Source organism: Methylobacterium sp. C25, assembly GCF_021352225.1.
Classification (GTDB): Bacteria; Pseudomonadota; Alphaproteobacteria; order Rhizobiales; family Beijerinckiaceae; genus Methylobacterium.
In genome coordinates, this window is record NZ_JAAUVI010000005.1 from 1 (window position 1) to 20,782 (window position 20,782).

Sequence of the window (20,782 nt, forward strand, 5' to 3'; positions counted from 1 at the left end):
ACGAGCAGCGAAGTGTGGGGCCATTTGACGGATTGCTCATGGCCCTCCTTCAGGTAGCGCTTACCCGTCCGATAGCCTTCCTCGGCGTAGTCAGCGACATCGTCCGCACCCTTCCGAAGCCTGTCCTTGGCTTGGCCGTAGTCACGCTCGGCTCGGGCCGCCTTCTGGCTGACGAGCCCTTCGACCGCGTCCCGTGTCGAGCCGGACAATTCGCGGACCTCGCTCTGGACCTTTCCGCCTAACTCCTTGACGGCTCCCGTCACTCTGTCCGTGTCGATCATCTGTTTTTCCTCGATAGCCAGATCTGGTCGGCGTAAGTCTTGGACGCGGTCCATGAGACGTGCCCCTTTACGCTCAACCCAATGCATCACGGCTTGTTGCGCGGTGCGTCGCCAGAGGCGGCTACAGCGTCGTCGCTGGCCCGTTCACCTTCAGGCAACTGGCCACGCTTTTCCAGTTCGGCGCGCAGCTCGCGTTCGGCTACAAGCCAGAACTGCATGTCGAGCCCCTCGGGCCGATGGTTGCGTTCCCAAAGCTCGTAGGCGCGCTCCCGGATTCGCTCGCGAGTAATCGCCTGCCGCGTAGTCGCTATTGCCCTGGCCTCCCTCGATCTGATGCGCTCAACCAGCAAGGCTGGGGTCCCGTCGGACGGGGACTTCAGCGCTCCTTCTTGAAGAACTTGCTCAAGATTTCGAAGATCTCCTTGCGGGCGTAGGCGGGCGCGAAGACGCCGTATTTGCCAACCATCGGCTTAGTCGCATGGCTACGTACGGAAACGAACGCTCATGGGCTCTCTCTATGATGAAAGGTCACAGGCGCGGGCCTGGCGAGCGAATGTTTATCCAGGACTGGCATCTAGCCCGTAGAAGGCCCGAAACATTCCATGAAAGCTTTGGGTGACGGCCGCGTAGCGCGCCAGCGACCAATCGAGGGCCCGCGTCATCGGAGGAAAGCGAGTATGAGCGTCGAGGGCTAAGCCAAGGAAGCGACCGGGTTCGTCAAGGAGGAGCTTCACGAACACGGCAAATCCCCAGAGAGCAAGGAAAAGGCTCAGGAAGGGCGCGATCTCCGAAATGAAGGTCGGATTGCGGACGGCAAGGCCCGAAGACCATCGCGCTCGGATCGGGTCATCCAGAGAAATAAAGCTGCGAAATAGGGCGTGAGGCTGCCGCCACGGCGCCGGCCATCGTCCGTCTTTCCCCAAACCGTTCCAGCCCTTCGGCAACGTCTGCTTTTTTCTGACCTGATCCCGAAAGCATCCATGGTGCTTTCGACCCAACACAATCAGCTAGACACCCAAATCGGTGCTCTAAAGCGGACATCCGCGGGCCACGCGGCGTGCATCTCATCGGACAGTCCCGCGCTTCAAGGCAGTCGTGGTCCATCGAGCTCGATACCCGCGAGGTAATCGTCGGAGCGATCCAGCCCCCCGCACCAGCACTCGATTCGTAACTACAAGATGCTGATCTGCAGGTCGAAGGTCTAGCTCCCATCAAACAGCGCCGAAGCGACCGCTTGCTCAGACTAAACATTCAAGATGGTAAGGGCCGCGCTTCCGGCGGCCCCTCGTTTCCTGTCCCAGAGCACCGGTCGGGCTAGAAGTCCCTCCCGCCACCACTAGTCATAGGCACAACTTCCTAACGAGGAGCCTCGGCCACAATAGCTTCAGTGGTCACTAGTAGACCGGCCACTGAGGCTGCGCCTTGCAAAGCCGCGCGCACCACTTTGGCAGGATCGACGATCCCGGCTTGAAGCATGTCAACATACTCCTCAGTCTGGGCGTTGAAGCCGTACGTAGCTGAGTTGTCGGCCAGAATCTTGCCCACAACGATGGAGCCCTCGACACCAGAGTTTTGCGCGATCTGACGGGTCGGGGCTTCGAGTGCCTTCAGAACGATCTTGATGCCAGCCATCACGTCCAGGTTGTCGTTCCTCAAACCCTGGGCTGCTGTCTTGGCGCGCAGGAGTGCAACCCCGCCGCCCGGAACTATGCCCTCTTCAACGGCCGCGCGGGTGGTGTTGAGCGCGTCGTCCACGCGGTCCTTTCTCTCCTTGACCTCGACCTCTGTCGAACCGCCGACGCGGATCACCGCGACGCCGCCAGCGAGCTTGGCGAGACGCTCCTGGAGCTTCTCACGGTCGTAGTCCGAGGTGGTCTCTTCGATCTGAGCCTTGATCTGGCCGACGCGGGCCTCGATGTCGGCCTTCTCGCCCGAACCGTCGATGATCGTGGTGTTCTCCTTCTCGATGCGGACGCGCTTGGCGCGGCCGAGCATCGGCAGGGTCACGTTCTCGAGCTTGATGCCGAGGTCTTCGGCGATCATCTGGCCCTTGGTGAGGATCGCGATATCCTCCAACATCGCCTTGCGGCGGTCGCCGAAGCCCGGAGCCTTCACGGCAGCGACCTTGAGGCCACCACGCAGCTTGTTGACGACGAGCGTGGCGAGAGCCTCACCCTCGATGTCCTCGGCGATGATGACGAGCGGCTTGCCGGTCTGCACCACGGCCTCGAGCACCGGCAGCATGGCCTGGAGCGAGGAGAGCTTCTTCTCGTGGATGAGGATGTAGGGGTCCTCGAGCTCGGCGACCATCTTCTCCGCGTTCGTGATGAAGTACGGGGAGAGGTAGCCGCGGTCGAACTGCATGCCCTCGACGACGTCGAGCTCGGTCTCGGCGGTCTTGGCTTCCTCGACGGTGATGACACCCTCGTTGCCGACCTTCTGCATGGCGTGGGCGATCATGTCGCCGATCTCCTTGTCGCCATTGGCCGAGATCGTGCCGACCTGAGCAATTTCCTCTGAGGAGGCAACCTTGCGCGCTCGCCCACCGATATCCTTCACGACTGCCGCCACAGCTAGATCGATGCCGCGCTTGAGATCCATCGGGTTCATGCCGGCGGCGACGTACTTCACGCCCTCGCGCACGATTGAAGCCGCCAGAACAGTCGCTGTCGTGGTGCCGTCGCCCGCCAAGTCGCTCGACTTCGAAGCCACCTCGCGCACCAGTTGAGCGCCCATGTTCTCGAACTTGTCGGCGAGCTCGATCTCCTTGGCGACGGTGACGCCATCCTTGGTGATGCGCGGAGCGCCATAGTTCTTGTCGAGCACCACATTGCGACCTTTGGGCCCGAGCGTGACTTTGACCGCGTTGGCCAAGAGCTCGACGCCGCGAAGCATCTTCTCGCGAGCATCGACGGAAAACCGTACATCTTTCGCGGGCATAGGAGGAGCCTCTATCGTGGTGGGTTAACCCTGAGGCACACCTGAGCGAGCGTCTCGATGACTTTCTGTGATTCAAGGATCAGCTTTGCGAATGCAAACGGATCGGACATTTAAGCTTCCAAGCTAAGCATGCGGATAAATTCCGCGGAATTCGTGGAGGCGGCAGAATTCACCGCCCCCGCATTCCCTGAGTCAACGACGCGCTTCTACTTCAATAGCAGCGGACGAATTCAGCGGGCTTGCGAAACATTAGCAAAGGTCTTGCTCGCTTCATCGACAGCCCGAGAAGACGTCTCCGTAAGCATCTTGCTATCTTGAATCATGCCTTCAAAGCCTTCTCGCACCAGCGTGCTCTGAATTGTCATGACTTCTTGTACAGACGTCGCGCGCGTTAGCTTGTTGAAGCCATCCATATTGCGCTGGAATTGCTTCTGACCAAGTTCGAACAGAATGCGCGAAGCATCCTGAATGGCTTGATTTAAAACGGTCCCGCATCGAGTAATCGCCTCGATGTTCTGCTTGGATTGAAAAGCGAGCCGATCACTGTCCTGTCCTGAGAAGCCGAGCTTTTTCGAAAAACGTTCAGCTGCCTGACGGGCCTGTTGAGACGCTGTTTCGACGCTGTTCTGCATGAGATGCTGGGTCGTTTCCGCCGCCTTCTCGCGCAGATCTGCGAGCTTATCAGCACCTTCCCGTGCTACCTCGACAAACTGCTTCCCCTGCTCAGCGGCACGCTTCGCACCCGTATCGCTAGCCGCCTTCGAACCCCCTGCAGAAGGAGCGCCCGCATTACTCTGCCGTCCATGGTCGTTATTTTGATTGTTCGACATACAGATATCTCCAACGCGCTTCTCAAAAACAGAAAGATATCCGGATCAATCTGAATTCGTTATGGAACAACTGGTAACGTTGTTGCAGCGCAACAGGGCGCGTTATTAGCCAAAATGGTAAGCCTTAAAATCAAAATATATCAAATAATATTTTGGAACAAAAAAAATACGAATTCAAAATCGCATAAATTGCTGAGCTAATAAGACTATTACTTGTTCACAGACATTTTATTCCTAGTAGATGAACCTCTGGTTGGACCCTGTCAAATCAGTCAATCCCAATCCTGACTGTCGAGAGAGCAGGACCCCTTCATATGATTCGCAATCGCCGTCATCAGAGCGTCGAGCGTATTGTAATGATGCGAGATCCCGTTCAGTCGGCCCGTTGATTCGATCAAGATCTCGAAATTGGACCCGTGTTTCACAGTGCCTAAGCTACGGCCCAATGGGTCTTTCAGCGTCCACGATCGCCCATCAGATCCAGTCGGCGTGAGAATGACGTCCACGGTTTAATAGCCCTCCCAAGGCGCCAAGCGCATCGCCGGCAAACACCGTAGAGCACGGCTTTTACACCGATGAACACAGCATCCGCTTCCGCGATTTCGCCCAGAAATATCTAAGAGTAAGCATCAAAGCTTCTCGCGTTGGGCGTAGGGCGGGATATCGACAAGCGTACCGATCAATCGGAGCAAGGCTTGTTGCTCTGGCTTTTCAGTCCCGTTGTTCAGGAAGGCGCCGAGTTCGACGTGGCTTCGCTGGCCTCCCGAAGGGCCGCCCGGCTGGTAGATAATGAATGCCCGGCCGTTGCTTGGTTCGCGGCCGAGGTACCACGTCTCGCCGCTAGCGGCTTGATAAAGCTCTCTTCGATCTGACACGTTGCTTCGCTCCACCAGTAGTCGAACTCCTACGTTTTCGGAGCGGAGTAACTTCTGGAATGATGTCCGTCAGTTGCGCATCTCGGGCAAGCCGGGCTGCTTTCAAGCGAACGATGTTTTCGTCGCGAGCGGTCGATTTTGCATGCACTTCGGCCCAAGCCCTTGTCGCACATTCGGCGCGGTCGGCCGCCTTCGCCAGCTTCGTAGCAGCTCGAGCTTGCTGACTAGTTTGATCCGTAATCATTCAGCATTCCAAGTATTTTTCGATTACATTAAAAAATGAAACGCGCCAGAGAAGCAAATAGCTTTTCAGGCATAAAGAGTAGCAAGGTGTATCGAAGCACCAACGAATGCTGGCACTCCGCATGAAAATATAGCCGACATCAGAATGTGACGTCCCTTGCGTTGGGCGCGTGGCTATCGGGCGTATCCCATGCGTGTCAGTGCTACCGCTCTCGCATCGCCAACCATCTGAGCCATCTCCAAGGTTGCGAAGGAGCACATGGCGTGCTCCGAATGCCCTCCATCCTCAGCAACTACGACCCATCTGAAACGCCCGGCGTTGACGGTGCAGGGCCGAGCATATGCCTTGAAAGTTCGAGTGCGCGGCCTGTTCATAAAGTATGGTGTCATAGCGTCAACAATAAATACATCTAAGTGTTAATAGTAAAATCTAAACATTTTGATGATCGAATCTCAACTTATGCATTATTATATTAGATTTGTCAACGGGCATTTTGTAATCTTCAAACAATTTTGCTAGTGCAATAGTTTTATCGTGAGAATTCAGATTCACATCTAGCAAAGATACGACAAGCGAGTCGGCTGCTGCCATCATACGAAGCTGGTGTTTGATGATAGACGTTGGTGGCAGAGATATTTTTTTACCGAATCGGATGGTGGTATTCATGCGATGGTTCCGCCGCTCAGTATTTTCACAGTTTTTTGGACTGACAAATCGGCCATGGCGCCAAAATTGTCTATGCATGTTAACGGATCATCGTCATTAAGGTTGCAGAGCTCAACCAAAGGCAGCTCATCGGGCGTGTTCAAACTCGCGAATTAGACGACAGCCGCCTTTCTCTGAGGCATCCGATGAGCTTTTCAGCTAGGCTGACGATTGGCTTCGGCTCATTTCGGGCGGATTGTCGTCGCCCATGACGGGACACCTTCCGAACGTCTTTCCGCCGCCTATCAGCGATTTAGCCCGCGTTCAGATGCGGCCAGGTCCGCCGGCGTCATCCGCCGCGATGCATGCACTCGTGCAAATAGCGACGCCAAAGCTGTCGGTATACTTCCATGTGTACGGCAAAACTTTTGCCGCCGCAGCTCATTATGGATGCCTCGGTAAAGTTCTTTCACCGCAACTCCGTATCGCCTGGTCACCGTCCCTCCAATTTGAGGGGTTGGAGCTCCAGCACTTCGATGACTTCGACAGGGCCGCCGGCCTTCGCGTCGTCGAACACGCCGATCACCAGACGCCCAGTGCCTACCGCGTAGGTGTCGAAATTTGAGCGTCCAGGCAGCAGAATGGGACCATCTCGGAACGGCGTATGGCCGTGAACCACGTGCTTGGCGCCGAGGCTGTAGTCGAAGTCCCGCGGGCAACGGTACCAGCACAGGATCTGCTCGCGCTGCTCTGGCATGCTCACGCTCGGGTCGAGGCCAGCGTGGACGAAAACCCTGTGCTCGTCCTCATGATAGAGTGGAAGCCGGTCAGCCCAGCGCAAATGGGTCAGTGAGACCCCTGCGCCGTATGAACGCACGGTGGCGGCCCCCCCGTTGCTCAGCCACCAATCAGGATCGAGCGGGGTCGAGCAGGACTTTACCATCATGTCTTCGTGGTTGCCTTTGAGGCAGATCCACGATTGACCCTCGGGAGCGCCAAATATCAGCGCTTCAATGATCTGCCGGCTCTCCGGGCCTCGATCGACGTAGTCGCCCGTGAACACGACCTTGCCGCCACCGCGCTTGCCAATTGCGCTGATCGCCTTTTCGAACAGGTCGAAGCGGCCATGCAGATCGGGAACGGCATAGGTGAAAGTCAAATCAGCCTCGCGATAAATGATGGCTTCTAATTAAGATAAATGCTGCCATCTAAATCATATGAAAGTTGGTTGATGCCACCATCTTTCAAAGATGGAATTGGCGGCCGCACTTGCCTCAGGCAGAAAGTTCCGCATGGGACGCAGGCAGATCAAAGATCCGAAAGAGACAACGACCTCTCGGTTCGCGAAAGGAACGCTCGATCGCGCCCGTGCCGTGCTAGAGCCGAAAGAGTCGATAGCGGGTTTTGTCCGAACAGCCGTTGAAGCTCTGCTCACTTGCCGCGATCGTGACCGAAAGCTGAAGCCCTAACTGATGATACCCCGTGACAATCCCAATCCCTCGGATTGTACCAAAGGGCCGGTTCGTTAAGTCGGGTCGCGGCTCCATTTGGCCGGTGTCGGCTGGCCGTTCTCGATGAAGCCGCGCATGTAGACCGACATCTCACCGAACCTCGGATCGGCCCGCACCTCCGCTCGGAAGGCCTCCTCCTGGCTCCACGCCGCGACCAGAGCGTCACGCGCTCCCCGTTGCGTGTCTTCCGAGCCCGACGTCGGGAAGCCCTGCTTGTTGAAGCCGACCGGGCGGGCCTGCGATGTCAGGCTCCACTTCCACGCGTCGGTGCTCGACCCAATGGGCCGAAAGAGCATGATCCGTCCGATGGTCTCGGATTCTGGGTCAACGGATGGATCGCGAGTGCGGACTAGGATGAAGTTGGGGCCGCCTTCGCCCCAGGTCGGTTGCCAGGTGAGACCCATTGCAGTTTGTCCACCTCAGGCGGCGTGAATTGTACCGCGAGCGCAATGATATCACCCTTGTTGACCCGCTGCCCGTCGATCTCATGCCGCGGCGGATGTCTGGTAATTACCACTTCGAATCCGTTCGCCTCGAGAAAGGCGAGCGCGTCTGCCAGCAGCCTGTACCACGCTCAACAAGCCCCGGCTCTGAGGTTGCGTCGGATCGCATTTCAAAAAAAATTAACTATTGCGACGCCAGGATTAAGACGTTCTGACGACTCGCTCCGCGGCAATATGGACCGCAAGTTTCTGTAAAACCTTACGAATGTGGTCTCGTACCGCGTTTTGCCCTGCATTCGCAGGCACGGGAAGAGGCGTAATTTTGCCGACACTTAAATGGAACACGGACTTACTCCCCCAGAGGCCTATGGTTGTAAGCCTCAATTTGTCAGAAAATCAAGCGAACATTGACTACGTAAGCTGTGGAAACTTGGATTGACTCTCGAAGGCACTTAACGATCCCGCGTAGATATTTTCGTTCATTGAATTCGAATTTCGTGCAACGTGAAGGTAAAATGCAGGAGAACATCGTGACATCGCGATATTACTTTGACGTAGAGAAGAACGGCGAGATCGTTCGCGATGAGTGTGGCGTCGAAGCTGGAAATGTTTCTGAAATAATAGAACAGGCGAAGCTTGGGCTTGAGGAGTTAAGAGAAACGCTGAAATTAGGCGGATCCGAAGGTTGGACGCTTGTCGTTCGAGACGACAGGAATACAAAACTTCTTCGGCTCTCAATGTAGCGTAACCAAATTGCCAGAATGGCGGTCGAGTTTGCTTCAACCGCGTTGGCCGCTGGATCTACTCGATAACTCCGCTGCCCACCCTAAGTCGCGAAATAGGGTCATGGCGGCAAGGTCGGAAGTGCGGCCACCGCTCTTGCTCGTGCGAAGCTCGACAAGTCATCGCGGATCCCGGCATAAGCGGACTTGGCGGCGCAGAGACGTTCATCGTTGCAATCGCGGTAAGCACGATTTCCCCCTCCTCACGCTGGACCATCACGGTGGTTGTGGTGGCCGGGCGTTGGGCCGCCTTTTGTTGAGCGCGCGCCTGGGCGATCAAACTTACGGCATGGGTTGTGATTTCGCCTGATGTCCGACACTCGCGTCCAATATCGTCCCACTCAGCAGGACCGTCATCGTGAACGTCGAAGAAGTAGCGAGGCACTCCGACACCAGCGAGATGGCATAGCTCGAAACGAGCAGTGTTATCGCTGACCGCGCCTATGTGAGAGAGTTACTCCAGGTCGAAGTCATTGTTCCTACGCCCGGGACTGGATCGCTCGGGAAGAAGGCTCGAAACGCTCAATGAAGCGCAGGCCGTCCCAAAGCTCTGCGGCCAACTCACTTGCCAAGCGCTCGGCCACAACCTTGGCGGCCTCGTCATTGGGCACAGGGATTGGTGTCGACGTCTAAACATTCCCTTCGGGATCTAGCAGCATCACACGATAGCTCAGCGGCTTGGACTCGTCCCCACCCGGTATGCCGCCCTGTGGGATATCGGACATGAGTTACTCCTTCGGCATCGGCGCGCGCGTCTGTTTCCAGCGTCCTAGAGCGATCAGCCGATATGCGCTGCCGCTCAGCTGCTCCACATGTATTCGCCACCGGGTACTATCAGCCTAAAATTCAGGCGCGCTTCAGCAGCCGCTCGTACTCCGCCTCAGCCAGACCATACGTGTCACCGACCAGAGCACCAAGTTTGTCTCGGTCCCTGACCACGATATGGCCTCGCCTGGCCTTAATCATGCCAGCCTCTTCCAAGGTTTGCGTGGCCATTGTCACGCTCGGCCGGCGGACACCTAGCATCAACGACAAAAACACATGCGTGAGAGGTAGATCGTCCGTCTGCAAGCGGTCTTGTGACATTAGGATCCAGCGAGCCAGCCTGCCCTCGATGTCCAAATCGGCATTCGCATAAACAGTCTGCCCAACCTGGACGATAAGGCTTTGCACGAACCGGCCTAGGACGCCGCGTAGACTCGGACTTCTGTGCATGGCGATCTGCAGGTCGGCTGCCGCAATACGCAACCCATGTCCCTCGCCTTGGACGAGCCCCATGTGCGGGGATTGATCGGCGCCCAGCACCAGCGGCACGCCCACAAACCCCTCATACCCAACGATGCCGACCTCGATCCGGCCGGTCTCCCTTCGGTCGGTGGCGGCCACCAGAGAAATGAGCCCGTCTTCGATGAAATACGCATGTCCGATCGGCTCGTTTGCCGCGATCAAGACTTGGTTCAACGCAAGCGGCACCTGCTCGAGGGCCGGTACGAGCAGAGCGAGGTCATCAGGATCGAGGATACTAAGGAGGCGGTTTCGCGGAGCGGAGTGGGGCAGGCCTTCTGACTCCTTGATACCGACGCCACGCTGCAGCCGAGTGTCCTCCATCCTCTTCTCCATGTCTTCGTCAGCGATAGCGCAGATCAAGCGCACGAAACTTTGCCTAAGATGGATCGCTTACCCAGAAAGGCTAACTAGGGAGCTGCGCATGCCGCGATTCTTCATCGACGTAGATGCAGATCACAGGATGACCCGGGACGAAGATGGCGCAGATTTCCTCAATTTGGAGGCGGCGCAGAAGGAGGCCCTCGCCGCGATGGAGGAAATATTGAGGGTGCGTCTTAGTGATGGCTCACCTCATGCGGCAACCAGTTCGATACGGGACGAAGCAGGCGAACTCGTCTTTATGGCTAATCTCTCCCTCACAATCAATGAAGATTGAACGCTCGGGTATCGAAGACGGAAAATGCGAAGACCGCGAAAACAGACAGCCGAGTGCGTTTAGATCTCGGATAGTTATCAGGAACTTGGCTGCAACCAAATGGCTTGCTCCTCGACAATCAGTTCGAGGAGCAACCAGATGGACAACTCAATTCTGATTATCGCGCTCGCGATTACGACCCTCGTGATCGTTGTCGTCGTTGCCGCCGTAATGCGCGGGCGCGTCGCTAAAGCAAAGGGCGACCCCGAGCGATCGAGCTTCACAAAGCAACATGGCGAGCCGCCCCGTCAGAACAGGCCGGGCACCGATCACTAGCTATGAGAAAGCCCGGCTCAGTGGGTGCTGGCCGGGCATAGGTCGGTCGACGGTGGTCCACTCGCTATGCCGCTTGCTGATTGATCTGGCTCCCAGCGAGTGCGCTGAGCCTCTCGTCGGTCGCTTTTTCCTCGTCGAGGTTCTGCTGTAGGACGCTCGCACAATCATCCCTGCCAAGCCGCTTTGCCCAGGCGATCAGGGTGCCGTAGCGGGTGATCTCGTAGTGTTCAACCGCCTGAGCAGACGCGAGCAAAGCCGCGTCGAGGACCTCTTTGTCGTCGACGTCGCCAGCTAGCTCGTTCGCCTCTTCAATGATGCCCATTGATCGCGGGGCAGGTGACGGCTTTTACCGATTGCCCATGCATCTGAAAGACCTGTTCGAGCCGTTGGATCTGCCCTTCCGTTTCGCGAAGATGCGTCTCGAAGCCCTGCTTGAGCTGCGGATTGGTCGCCTTGTCGATCATTTTCGGCAAAGCTTTGGTGATCTGGTTCTCCGCATAGTAGATATCCTGGAGTGTATGAACGAAGAGATCGTCCAACGTCTTGATGTCTTTAGTAAAAAGACCTATTATCGTCTCCTCACAGCTGAAGATTTTATGTGTGTTTGCGTACTTGCGCGGATATGAAGTCACGAAATATTCGCGCATGACCCGACAACAGGACGCGAGATCGCTTGTTCCTCATTTCGGTCGCAGCACGAAAAAGCCCGCTCGGCGAACTGGGCGGACTGCGGAACATCGGCCCCGAACGAACGCTTGCAGACCTACCAGCAAGCGGTGGGAGCAAGACCGAATGACGAGCGACGCCGTCGAACGCCAAGAGACTGCGAATCGCCTGATGGCTCAGATGGGCATGCCAGGCCGGTACCTCGTTGTCGGCGGGACGGATTGGGTTACTGTGAAAGTCCGAGACCTTACGGACGATCTACACGCCCTACTGGCGAGGAAGCTCGATCGCCTTCCTTATCGCATCGTGGATTGGAACGACCGAGAGACACCCACGTAGAAAAAGGCCCGGCTCAGCGGGTGCTGGCCGGGCCGTCGGTGCCAACGAAATCGAAGCTCGGACAATTAGAGGCTTCCTGTTCCGCCGCCATCTGGGATCGGGCCTGAAAGAAAAGGCGATTATATCATTCGCAAACCACGCGCTAAATGCACGGTATCCGAGAATTTTTCTCACTTACTGACGAGCAGGTGAGCCGGTAGTAATGGTTTGAGAGAACGATCAATTCGTAGGCAGTAGGGTGGGCCTGCGCGGCCGAGCGGAAGGTCTGGCCAATGGCGCGATTTTTCTTCGATATCCACGATGGCGTCGAAGTGCGTGACGAGATCGGACGCGAGCTTGAGCCTGGTCCAATTCTCCGAACTGAAGCCTTGAAAGTCGTTGCTAGGCTGATGGAAGCCGAGGCCGAGGATGCGAAGGAAACGACACTGCTTCTAACCGTACGTGACAGTTACGGATCTATTCATCTGAAGATCCGGCTTGTTTGTCAGGTTGAGGAGCATTAGCCGCTTCTCGCTTTGCAAGTTCGATGATCAGCATATCGAACAAGGTATTTATGCGGAAACCCATGTTTTGACCCGCCTGCTCTCTTGCCCGCTCGATTAGTGCGAGGATAGAGCTGCGATCTGCTTGATGCTCAGACATCAACCGCCCCTCGCACCACCGAACCTAAATTTATTCTGATGATAAGCGAACACAACTTGCGCTTGGATGCAATCCGTCAGCTATCGCGTGGAGGCACCTAAATTCTTAGTCTCTTCATTGCGGTTGACTGGCCGCGACAAAAAGCCCGCCGCGGCGAACCGGGCGGGCTGAAGGGAGGATCGGTGCAGCTAGGCCGATACGGAAGAGGCTTCGCCACTCCAAAACCATGCCACAGATTGCAGCAACGCGGTGTCGCCGACATGCCGCACGGCATGAGAAAACCTGCACTGGCTTTCGCGGGACTTCTCAAGCTCGCTCGACTAAATCGGATCAACTCGGATTCGAAGATTGGGAACGTCGAAGAAGACCACATTCGTCAAGTCGGCTATGGTAATCTTGGGTATGGTAGAAACCCTATCGCTGCGCTTGGTCTTGTTTTGTGGCCATGGCATCAGAAGCCTGACCCGCTGGCGCTGTGAGCGGCGCGTCAACCAACCGCCTATTGCAGGTAACTTGGGCATCACACCACCTGTGAACGAAGATAAATCGGCTATAGAGTATTTCCCACGACGAGGGCCGTGGCCATGAAAACGCGATCTCTTGACTGGTTGCGAACGCTGACCACCACATGCAGTCCATCTGCGTGAAACGGCTCGGCCGCTATTGTTTGCCCAAGCACTTGCTGGGCACGATGTCTGATAGCTTCGAGATTAGCGCATTCGGTCCCGACCTCATCATCATGAGAGAGAGTTCGATTCCGAACATCAAAGAAATACCGAGACAAGGCGCACACTCCAAGGAAGGCGGGAGCGCTCGTCTCTCTCAGTCGCAGGCACCTTAAGATCGTCCGCCAGCGATTCTCCGAGTTTAAATTATTGTACAGCAGATAACAATACGCCGTCCGTCGTTCTCGGTTTGCAGACTACGTGATCGCTCGCTGAAAATACTGCGATTTTCGGATCGATGCTGCTCTTTCAACCAGATTACTAAGAAGCCCGCTCGGCGAACCGGGCGGGCTGAGTTCTCGTTCTGGGAGGAGAGCTACACGTGGCGCCGCTCAATCCGGGCTGCCGTGCGCCGGCACACAAGGGCCAGACACAACAAAGCCCGCCCGTGAAACGCCAATTGGCCGGGCGGGCTCTGAAGCCGGGATTCGGGCTGAACTGAAACGTTCCCGAATTCAGGAGGTCTCCCAAGCCCGGCCACTTCAAGCTGGAGTGGAAGATACGCTCAGCTAACGATGTGGTTTAGGTAAGGTTTCGGATCGTTCTGCCGTACCCGTCCATATAACTGAGAGCGAGGAAGCCTCAGGGCTGTAGAACACCGTTGATGACGTGGATCACGCCGTTTGACTGCATCACGTTTGCGGTCGTCACCACGGCCGTGCCGCCTTTAGCGTCGGTCAGCATGACCTTCTTGCCCTTGGTAGTGACGGTGAGGGGCTCGCCCTGGGCGGTCTTGAGCGTGGTTTGTCCGCCGCCTTCCTTGACCGCCGCCATCAAGTCTTTCGCCGTATAGGTGCCGGGCACCACATGATAGGTCAGGATTGCGGTGAGCGTGCCCTTGTTCTGCGGCTGAACCAGCGTGTCGACCGTCCCCGGCGGCAACTTATTGAACGCGGCGTTGGTCGGGGCGAACACCGTGAAGGGGCCCGGACCTGACAGCGTGTCGACGAGGCCAGCAGCCTTCACGGCGGCGACGAGCGTGGTGTGATCCTTCGAGTTGACCGCGTTCTCGACGATTGTCTTGGAGGCGTACATCGGCGCGCCGCCGACCATCGGGTTCTTGGCCTGGGCCGCCCCAGCCGCGCTGAGCGTGACGGCGAGCGCGAGCATGCAGGCGCCACGGCGCGCTATAAGTCCCTTAAACATTGCGTTTCCTTGATCGGCCGTCTCGGTTGAGACTGACTGACCACTCCTACGGACCCATTGAGAGAAAAGTTTCGAGCAACCGACCTTCACGTGTGCGTCCAGGGTGCTCGCTGTCCGGTTCGCTACAAGCACAACAAAGCCCGCACCGGGGAGTTCAGCCGGGCGGGCTCTGAAGGTGGGACTCACAGGAATGAGACGGCCCAGGACCGGTGAACAGTTAGTGCGGGCGATGGTTTAGAAACAACAAAGCCCGCCCATGTGAGCCAATGGGACGGGCCTTGAAGCCGAGGCTCCGCTGTGTGGGGCTTGCCTCAAACGGCCCAATACGGCGGCCGGCGTCAAAAGGTTTCAGCCCAGATCACCTCTCGCAGTCACACAGTGCATCTTCATGATCTGCTCGGCCGCTATCGCACTGCCCTTTGAGCTTCCAAGGCATCGATCCGCTTCTGCATGCTCTGCAGAGCATCGCGTGGGCTAAACAAGTCATTGTAGGACTTCTTCAGGTCGTCGACCTGCATCTGCAATTCGACGTTTGCCTGCTCCTCCTTTGCCCGATGCGCACGTATTCGCCGCGCGGTACAACTTCGTCACTAAACTTTTCGATTTGCCCTATCATTCGATCTCGGCGACCGTCGGAGATCCGCTGGATGTCATCTCGTCGCTTCGATGAGGTCTCGATCTCGGCCTTCGTGGCAAGGGTCTTCGATTGCTCCTACAGATCGCACGCATCCCGGTTCAAGATGGCGATCCGTGGGCGACCCACCCGAGATCGCCGGGCCAGCTCTGCTCACCCTAGGCTTCCAGCAGGCCTTTCAGCCCATCCACCTCGGTTTAGGAGAGCGTCGGCCCGAACACCCCGCATGCGGCAAATGCGGTCGAAGAATAGGGCGCGGTTGAGCGGCATGCGAGCGGGAGTGCTCGCCGCGGAAGCGGTCATGGTGAATCTTATAAATGGTAAGATCGCTCGGCCTTACCGGAAGAGGGCGGGTGACCCGCCGACAAGAAAGCGCCGTACCGATCTGGCGGCTTGATCGTTTCGCGGCGCCAGACGTTAGCCGATGATGACGTATCGACTGATCGGTGTTGCGCTAGGCGCCTACGAAATCCATTTGCGGGGCGAGCCGGTTGGAAACCTCACTCGCACGGCTGGCACACGGCATCGGCCCGTGATCTGGCGAGCACGCCTCACCGAACGGCAAGCCATTTCAAACCACCCGCGGCCCTTCACGCGATCAGAGCACGAGTTTCGGACCTTCGCTGCCGCGCAAGCTTGGTTGGGACCGGAAACGACTGCCGCCAAAACGTAAGCGATCGGCTTCACCCGGCCGGCTGGGGTTAGATCAAATCCAGAAACACGAAGCCGCTACGAGGCCGCGTCGCCCGCCGGTCGTCTCAACACGGCGCGGGTGACGGCGGGTCGAGCGGTTTTCCTGCCCCACAGGCCGCTCGACCCGTCTGGAGCTTCGCCTCTACGGCCTCACGCGGCCTGCCCGAGTCTCAGAAGAATTCTGCAAAAACGCGGGCAGCTACTATTGTGTACCGTCTGAATCTTCTCGATCTGCCGGCAACGGACCGGGCGACCGCCTGCCCTCGAAGCGTGGTTCGGACCGTCAATCCTCGACCCGTTCCGATCAGCCCCGATGTCCGCTCTGAACCGCCGACCAACGGCTTGGAATGACCGGGTTGGGCGCGTTGCGGCCAGAGCAGCGGGAGGACGGACGTCCGCTTTCGGGCATCGCATGAACGCCCGCGAACGGCGAGGTTGGGTCGTAAGCAGCCCCCGGCGATAGGGACCAAGCGTCAGATTTCGACCACTAGGCCGCGAATCCCGGTTGATGCGCTTCCAGCCGCTAGAGACGCTCCCGCAGGAGTGCTGCCTCCGCCTCGGCGACGTCCAGCCTAGCCAGTGCCTCGTGGAGGATCTCGTCGGCGGCGGCCCTGCTTGCAAGAGTCGCGGCGCGCTCTTTCTCGAGTAGCTTGGCCGCCTCAGCTTGGGCCACGGTCCAAAGTTCGGCCGTCGCCCTAACCAATTGGCGTTGCACCCGTTCCGGTAGATCCTTGGAGACCAGGGCAGGACGATACGCCCGCTCGCCCTTCCAGTCCCGAAGCAGCGGGCCCACGTTGCGGTTCGAGCCGCCCCACTGCAGCAGCGGTATCACCTTGCGCAGCGACACGCGCTCGCCCGCCGCGTGCAGCCTGTCGGCAGCCGCGTAGACCTCGCTCTTGCCCGCCATTTCACGTTCTCCGCTACCTCGCCGTTGTCGATCGAGGACGGTTAAAGCTTCACATCCACGGACGACGGCCGCGGCGAAATCCGTGGTTGCAGGTAGCAGGTCGCGTTTCCTGCTACCTGCGTGCACGAGTAGCCGAAAGGCCCCTCCCCCCGACCCCGTCCTCCCGGACGGCGCTTCCACCGACCCCGTTGCCAGGACCGCGGATCCGGACAATCCTCGAAGGAACGGCATCGGCACCGAACGGCCGTCTGCGAAGGAACGGTAGCCGATCGTCCGCGTCGGACGTTCGGCGTTCGCCCCTCGGAAACGAAGGAACGGAGCATCGTGGTCCTCGTCCGCCGCCCGAAGACGGCCGACGCCGCCGTCGCCCGACTAGTGCGCGGTGCGCGGGCGATGCTCGCCTGGTCCCAGACTGAGCTCGCCGAACGTTCAGGTGTCGCTGCGCGGACGCTCGCCAACATCGAGACCGGCCGGCGCGTGCCGCGTGACGGCACCGTCGAGCGGCTCGCCGTCGCATTCGCCCAGGCCGGCATCGAGATGTTCGAAAGTCCCGACGGTTTCGGGCTTCTCCTCAAGATCTCGAAAGACGACGGGCAGGTCGCCTGATCCTGGAGCTTGGCAGACCTGCCCGCAGCAAGCTTTCCACAAAATCCGCAAACGCGGTCATTGACGAAGTGTGCATTAGTGCTGCAACTTCGTGAAGTCTGATCGACCCGAGCGCGACCTGCGGAGGGCGAAAAGACGACACGGGCTTCCGACGTCAAGCCAATACTCGGACTCGCTGCATCGGCCCGCTCCGCGGGCATACCCGCACCCGGCCTTCGGCCCCACCGTGCGGTGCTTACCACCCGGATCAATCGTCGATCGCCGCCGTATCCCGGCGGCCGGAGGGTAGCCATGCCGATCAGCATCGCCGGCGCTTCGAGCGCCACCACTGGCATGACCAATTGGGAGTGCCGCGCCCGCCGTCTCGCCCGCGAGCGGGCCGTTCTCGCCGAGCGCCTTCAGCGCCTCCTCGTCGAAATTCCGGACGCGGTCAGCTTCGATTTCCACGATCTGCGGCACCTTGCCGGATACCGGATCCTCGAGCACGAGGGCCTCGTCCACGCCGGTGTCTGGCGCGTGACCGGCCGCCTCACGATCATCGTGGCCGCGACACGCGTCCTGAAACGTCCGGATCTTCGACACCGTCTTTTCGCCCTCCGTGAGCTCGCCGAGCGCGAGTTCAAGCGCGTCGTCATCGCCACTCCGCGGGGCATCCTCCACGAAACCGGCCGCCTCCGTGCACGCCGCCTCGCCGGCCTCGTCGTAGCCCCGGAGCACTGACGCCATGGCCTCGACAGGAAAGATCATCCAATTCCCGACCGGCGAAACCGTAAAGCATGTGGGACCAGGTTCCGTCTTCGACATCGCCAGTCAGCTCCATCGCAAACTCGGGCGCCGGGGAGCCCTGCCCCGCAGGCCGGCGGCGCTCTCCATTCGCCTGGAGGCGCTCTGCGGCGTCGCCGACGCCACCATCCGCCGCCTTTCGGTCCTCGCGGCGGCCGGGTCGATCACGCACGAGACTGCCGCCCGCCTCGCCCTCCGACATGCCCGGGAGATCGGCGCCGACAGGTCCCCCCCGTCTGCAAAAATCCGGGGCGTCCCCAGCGTCTACGACCTCCATGTCGCCGGCCAAGCACCCGACTACTTCGCCCTCAGGATCGCATCCGGCGACGGAGCGCCATGGATCGGAAGCGCGGCGCGGCACTCCTACGGAAAGCTCCTGCGGGTGTGCCCAGACGGCAGCGCGATCTGCCTGCTCGTCGGACGCGCGCAGGGCGGCCCCATCCCTGTGAGGCTCGTCATGACACCATCGTGGCAGGTCACGATGGTCGGCCGATCGATGCGACCGAATTGGTGGACCCTGAAGCACATTCTCGTCGTCGGCGGCCTGCCGGCCGAGCCCACGGATGATTCCGACGTCACCGCCGCCGTCGTAGCGCACCTGCGATCGCGCCCGCATCTGCGGGTCCTGCCGGGAGGCCGTGCCGTGCAGCCCGATGCACCCCGCGACGCGACGGCGATCCAGGTCGTCCGGCTGCTCGCGATCGCCCTGCCCGGTCTTCTGACCGTCGACCATCATGGAGGTCGGAGATGAATGCCCGGCCCGACACTCAGACGAAATCCGCCCTCGCGGGCGCGCGGCTCTTCCTGAAGCGGCGCAAGGCCGCCCTGGCCGCGTCCGCCGGGCGTGTTGCCGGACGCCTGGGTCCGGTCCCGGCGGCCGCAAGCGTCGTCGCAGGCGCGACATTGGGGCGTGTCCCCGGTCTGATCGACGAGTTCCTCGATTCAGGCCCAGTCGTCATCGTCGTCGAGGCGGTCGACGACGACTGGGCCGCCGCGCTCGGCAGGGCCGTCCGCGACTGCGTCCTGACCAATGCGCGTATCCCGCCGAAGGCCGGCGTAGATGGGTACATCCCCGCCAAGCCCGATTCCGAAATAGGGCGCCAGGCGCGATCGGCCTCGCCCGTCCGCGTCTTCGCCGGCCCGTGTAGGATATCGGACAAGGAGTCCAAGGACGCGAGCGCAAGCATCGCCGACATGTGCTCGGTCGTCGCGATCGCAAGGGATCCCGGCCGGGAGATGCCACCCGCCGTGCTCCGGGCCGCCGATCACCGGCTCGTCGCCGAACGACTCGATGCGGATCTGCTCGTCCTCGTCGTCGCGGCGGTGACCAGCTGCCGTCCAAAAAAGATGCTGTCGGCGGAGCTGCTGCCCCTTCTCGATCTCGACGACATCCGATTGGCGGTTCACCGGGATCGGGGAGCCGACGGCTGCATCGACCGCCTCGAAGCTCTGCTCCGCCGCCGCATCTGCGCGAGCTCAACATCACCGCGCCTCGCAGACCTGCAGGGATACGGCGCCGCCGGCGAATGGGGTCGCTCGCTCGCCGAGGACCTGAAGGCCTACTTGAGATCGGAGATATGCGCCGCCGATCTGCCCAGAGGCGGCGTCTTCTGGGGACCCAGCGGCGTCGGCAAGACGCTGCTCGCCGCCGCGATCGCAGCGGAAGCCGGCGTGCCGCTCGTCGTCGGATCCCTCGGACGCTGGCAGTCCGCCGGCGAGGCGCATCTCGGGACCACCTGCAAGGCGATGCGCCAGTTCTTCGCCGATGCGCGCAGCCAGGCGCCTTGCATCGCCTTCGTGGACGAACTCGACTCGTTCGGGGATCGCAAGACGTTCCGCGACTACAATCGGGACTATTCCACGCAGATCGTGAACGCATTTCTCGAATGCCTCGACGGTGCCGAGCAGCGCGACGGCGTGGTCCTGCTCGGCGCCACCAACCAACCAGGTCGGATCGATTCAGCGATCGTCCGAAGTGGTCGCTTCGATCGGATGATCGAGATTCACATGCCGTCGAAAAGCGATCTCGCCCTCATCCTCCGGCACCATCTCGGGCCGGACCTGCCCGACGATGACCTGGAAGATGTCGCCCGCCGCTGCCTCGGCGGGACAGGTGCCGATTGCGCCGCCTTGATCAGACGCGCGCGCAGTCGCGCACGCAGAGCCGGCCGACGGCTCGAAAGAGCCGATCTTTTCATGGAGATCGGATCGGCCGTCGAACCTTTCGATCCCGAAACCGAACGGCGCATCGGCATCCATGAGATGGGGCATGTGCTCGCCGGACATCTTCTCGGCTTCGAGATCGGCAGTGTCGTCCTGCAGTCGCCGGATCCGAACCGAAGGGCCTTCGCCCTCGGTCGCACCAAGGGCGTAATGACGCCCGACCGGGCTCGCGATCTACTCTGCGTCTACGTTGCCGGGCGGGCGGCGGAGATCCTCGTCTTCGGCAGCGCTTCCGCCGGGGCGGCGCACGATCTCAAGGCGGCGACCGACATCGCATGGGACATCCACTACCGCTGGGCCTTTGGCACTCGATTGTCGGTTCTCTCCCCGCAATCGATCGACGCCGACCCGACCGTCATCGAGGACGAAATCCAGCGCGCGGCGGCGCGTGCCGAAGAAATCGTGTCTAGTCACCGAGCGACCCTCGACCAGCTGGCCGATACCCTGATCGAGCGAATCTCTTTGGAAGGATGCGAGGTCGTCGAACTGATTGCCCGATCCATCGACACTACTTCACCGGCCGCCACCCTCCCGCCGACTACGCTCCGCCTCGGCAAGGTCGAAGAGCCACGGTCGTAGAAAACGCCGCATTGTGGATCGGGCAACGGAA

At 59.6% G+C, this 20,782-nt stretch carries 21 protein-coding genes and 1 pseudogene; 8 read left to right on the forward strand and 14 right to left on the reverse strand.

The annotated features are described in order from the left end of the window. From HCU64_RS14615 to HCU64_RS14650, 8 genes are all read right to left on the reverse strand, one after another. Positions 1 to 281, reverse strand: a 281-nt coding sequence (locus tag HCU64_RS14615; protein ID WP_233384776.1) for a CsbD family protein, incomplete at its 3' end; no start/stop codon positions are given. Positions 282 to 367: 86 nt separating this feature from the next. Further along, on the reverse strand, positions 368 to 631 hold the full coding sequence (locus tag HCU64_RS14620; RefSeq protein ID WP_325169978.1) for a DUF2934 domain-containing protein: 264 nt from the start codon (positions 629 to 631) through the stop codon (positions 368 to 370). Positions 632 to 1,637: 1,006 nt separating this feature from the next. After that, positions 1,638 to 3,221, reverse strand: a complete 1,584-nt coding sequence (gene groL, locus HCU64_RS14625; protein ID WP_233384777.1) for a chaperonin GroEL — start codon at positions 3,219 to 3,221, stop codon at positions 1,638 to 1,640. A 230-nt stretch (positions 3,222 to 3,451) separates the two neighbouring features. Continuing rightward, a complete protein-coding gene (locus HCU64_RS14630; protein ID WP_233384778.1) occupies positions 3,452 to 4,051 on the reverse strand; it encodes a phasin family protein in 600 nt (199 codons plus the stop codon). Positions 4,052 to 4,680: 629 nt separating this feature from the next. Then, complete coding sequence (locus tag HCU64_RS14635) at positions 4,681 to 4,941, reverse strand: hypothetical protein (protein WP_233384780.1); 261 nt, start codon at positions 4,939 to 4,941, stop codon at positions 4,681 to 4,683. A 658-nt stretch (positions 4,942 to 5,599) separates the two neighbouring features. Continuing rightward, complete coding sequence (locus HCU64_RS14640) at positions 5,600 to 5,836, reverse strand: hypothetical protein (protein WP_233384782.1); 237 nt, start codon at positions 5,834 to 5,836, stop codon at positions 5,600 to 5,602. A 472-nt stretch (positions 5,837 to 6,308) separates the two neighbouring features. After that, positions 6,309 to 6,974: a metallophosphoesterase family protein gene (locus HCU64_RS14645; protein WP_233384784.1), complete on the reverse strand. Its 666-nt coding sequence runs from the start codon at positions 6,972 to 6,974 to the stop codon at positions 6,309 to 6,311. A 366-nt stretch (positions 6,975 to 7,340) separates the two neighbouring features. Continuing rightward, a complete protein-coding gene (locus HCU64_RS14650) occupies positions 7,341 to 7,622 on the reverse strand; it encodes a hypothetical protein (RefSeq protein WP_233384785.1) in 282 nt (93 codons plus the stop codon). Positions 7,623 to 8,284: 662 nt separating this feature from the next. Between HCU64_RS14650 and HCU64_RS14655 the strand changes: the two genes are divergently transcribed. Beyond that, positions 8,285 to 8,512, forward strand: coding sequence for a DUF6894 family protein (locus HCU64_RS14655; protein ID WP_233384786.1), 228 nt, complete (start codon positions 8,285 to 8,287; stop codon positions 8,510 to 8,512). Positions 8,513 to 8,570: 58 nt separating this feature from the next. Here HCU64_RS14655 and HCU64_RS25620 read toward each other — a convergent pair whose 3' ends face one another. Then, a complete protein-coding gene (locus HCU64_RS25620; RefSeq protein ID WP_442785967.1) occupies positions 8,571 to 8,936 on the reverse strand; it encodes a DUF6894 family protein in 366 nt (121 codons plus the stop codon). Positions 8,937 to 9,397: 461 nt separating this feature from the next. Then, entirely contained in the window at positions 9,398 to 10,159 is a 762-nt protein-coding gene (locus HCU64_RS14660; protein ID WP_233385061.1) for a Crp/Fnr family transcriptional regulator, read from the reverse strand. Between the two features lie 100 nt (positions 10,160 to 10,259). On the opposite strand from HCU64_RS14660, the gene HCU64_RS14665 reads away from it, so the two are divergent. Both HCU64_RS14665 and HCU64_RS14670 read left to right on the forward strand, forming a co-directional pair. Then, positions 10,260 to 10,493, forward strand: a complete 234-nt coding sequence (locus HCU64_RS14665; RefSeq protein WP_233384787.1) for a DUF6894 family protein — start codon at positions 10,260 to 10,262, stop codon at positions 10,491 to 10,493. Positions 10,494 to 10,631: 138 nt separating this feature from the next. Further along, positions 10,632 to 10,808 carry a hypothetical protein gene (locus tag HCU64_RS14670; RefSeq protein WP_233384788.1) on the forward strand — a complete coding sequence of 59 codons (177 nt, stop codon included), beginning with the start codon at positions 10,632 to 10,634 and terminating at the stop codon, positions 10,806 to 10,808. 64 nt (positions 10,809 to 10,872) lie between these two features. Here the strand turns inward: HCU64_RS14670 and HCU64_RS14675 are convergent. Beyond that, positions 10,873 to 11,377, reverse strand: a pseudogene (locus HCU64_RS14675) (YciE/YciF ferroxidase family protein). A gap of 708 nt (positions 11,378 to 12,085) precedes the next feature. Here HCU64_RS14675 and HCU64_RS14680 point away from each other — a divergent pair. Further along, positions 12,086 to 12,316, forward strand: coding sequence for a DUF6894 family protein (locus HCU64_RS14680; protein ID WP_233384789.1), 231 nt, complete (start codon positions 12,086 to 12,088; stop codon positions 12,314 to 12,316). A gap of 689 nt (positions 12,317 to 13,005) precedes the next feature. Here HCU64_RS14680 and HCU64_RS25625 read toward each other — a convergent pair. From HCU64_RS25625 to HCU64_RS14690, 3 genes are all read right to left on the reverse strand, one after another. Further along, the gene (locus tag HCU64_RS25625) at positions 13,006 to 13,248 is read right to left on the reverse strand and encodes a DUF6894 family protein (protein WP_442785968.1); all 243 of its coding nucleotides are present in this window, start codon (positions 13,246 to 13,248) and stop codon (positions 13,006 to 13,008) included. A 514-nt stretch (positions 13,249 to 13,762) separates the two neighbouring features. After that, positions 13,763 to 14,326: a fasciclin domain-containing protein gene (locus HCU64_RS14685; protein WP_442785969.1), complete on the reverse strand. Its 564-nt coding sequence runs from the start codon at positions 14,324 to 14,326 to the stop codon at positions 13,763 to 13,765. A gap of 1,850 nt (positions 14,327 to 16,176) precedes the next feature. Next, entirely contained in the window at positions 16,177 to 16,560 is a 384-nt protein-coding gene (locus HCU64_RS14690) for a DNA-binding protein (protein ID WP_233384790.1), read from the reverse strand. Positions 16,561 to 16,884: 324 nt separating this feature from the next. On the opposite strand from HCU64_RS14690, the gene HCU64_RS14695 reads away from it, so the two are divergent. The 4 genes from HCU64_RS14695 to HCU64_RS14710 all read left to right on the forward strand — a co-directional run bounded on the left by HCU64_RS14695 (position 16,885) and on the right by HCU64_RS14710 (position 20,751). After that, positions 16,885 to 17,166, forward strand: a complete 282-nt coding sequence (locus tag HCU64_RS14695) for a helix-turn-helix domain-containing protein (protein ID WP_233384791.1) — start codon at positions 16,885 to 16,887, stop codon at positions 17,164 to 17,166. 291 nt (positions 17,167 to 17,457) lie between these two features. Then, positions 17,458 to 17,886: a hypothetical protein gene (locus HCU64_RS14700; RefSeq protein ID WP_233384793.1), complete on the forward strand. Its 429-nt coding sequence runs from the start codon at positions 17,458 to 17,460 to the stop codon at positions 17,884 to 17,886. A 4-nt stretch (positions 17,887 to 17,890) separates the two neighbouring features. After that, positions 17,891 to 18,700, forward strand: a complete 810-nt coding sequence (locus HCU64_RS14705) for a hypothetical protein (RefSeq protein ID WP_233384795.1) — start codon at positions 17,891 to 17,893, stop codon at positions 18,698 to 18,700. After that, the gene (locus tag HCU64_RS14710; RefSeq protein WP_233384796.1) at positions 18,697 to 20,751 is read left to right on the forward strand and encodes an AAA family ATPase; all 2,055 of its coding nucleotides are present in this window, start codon (positions 18,697 to 18,699) and stop codon (positions 20,749 to 20,751) included. The genes HCU64_RS14705 and HCU64_RS14710 overlap by 4 nt, the downstream gene beginning before the upstream one ends. The last annotated feature ends 31 nt before the right edge of the window (positions 20,752 to 20,782 follow it).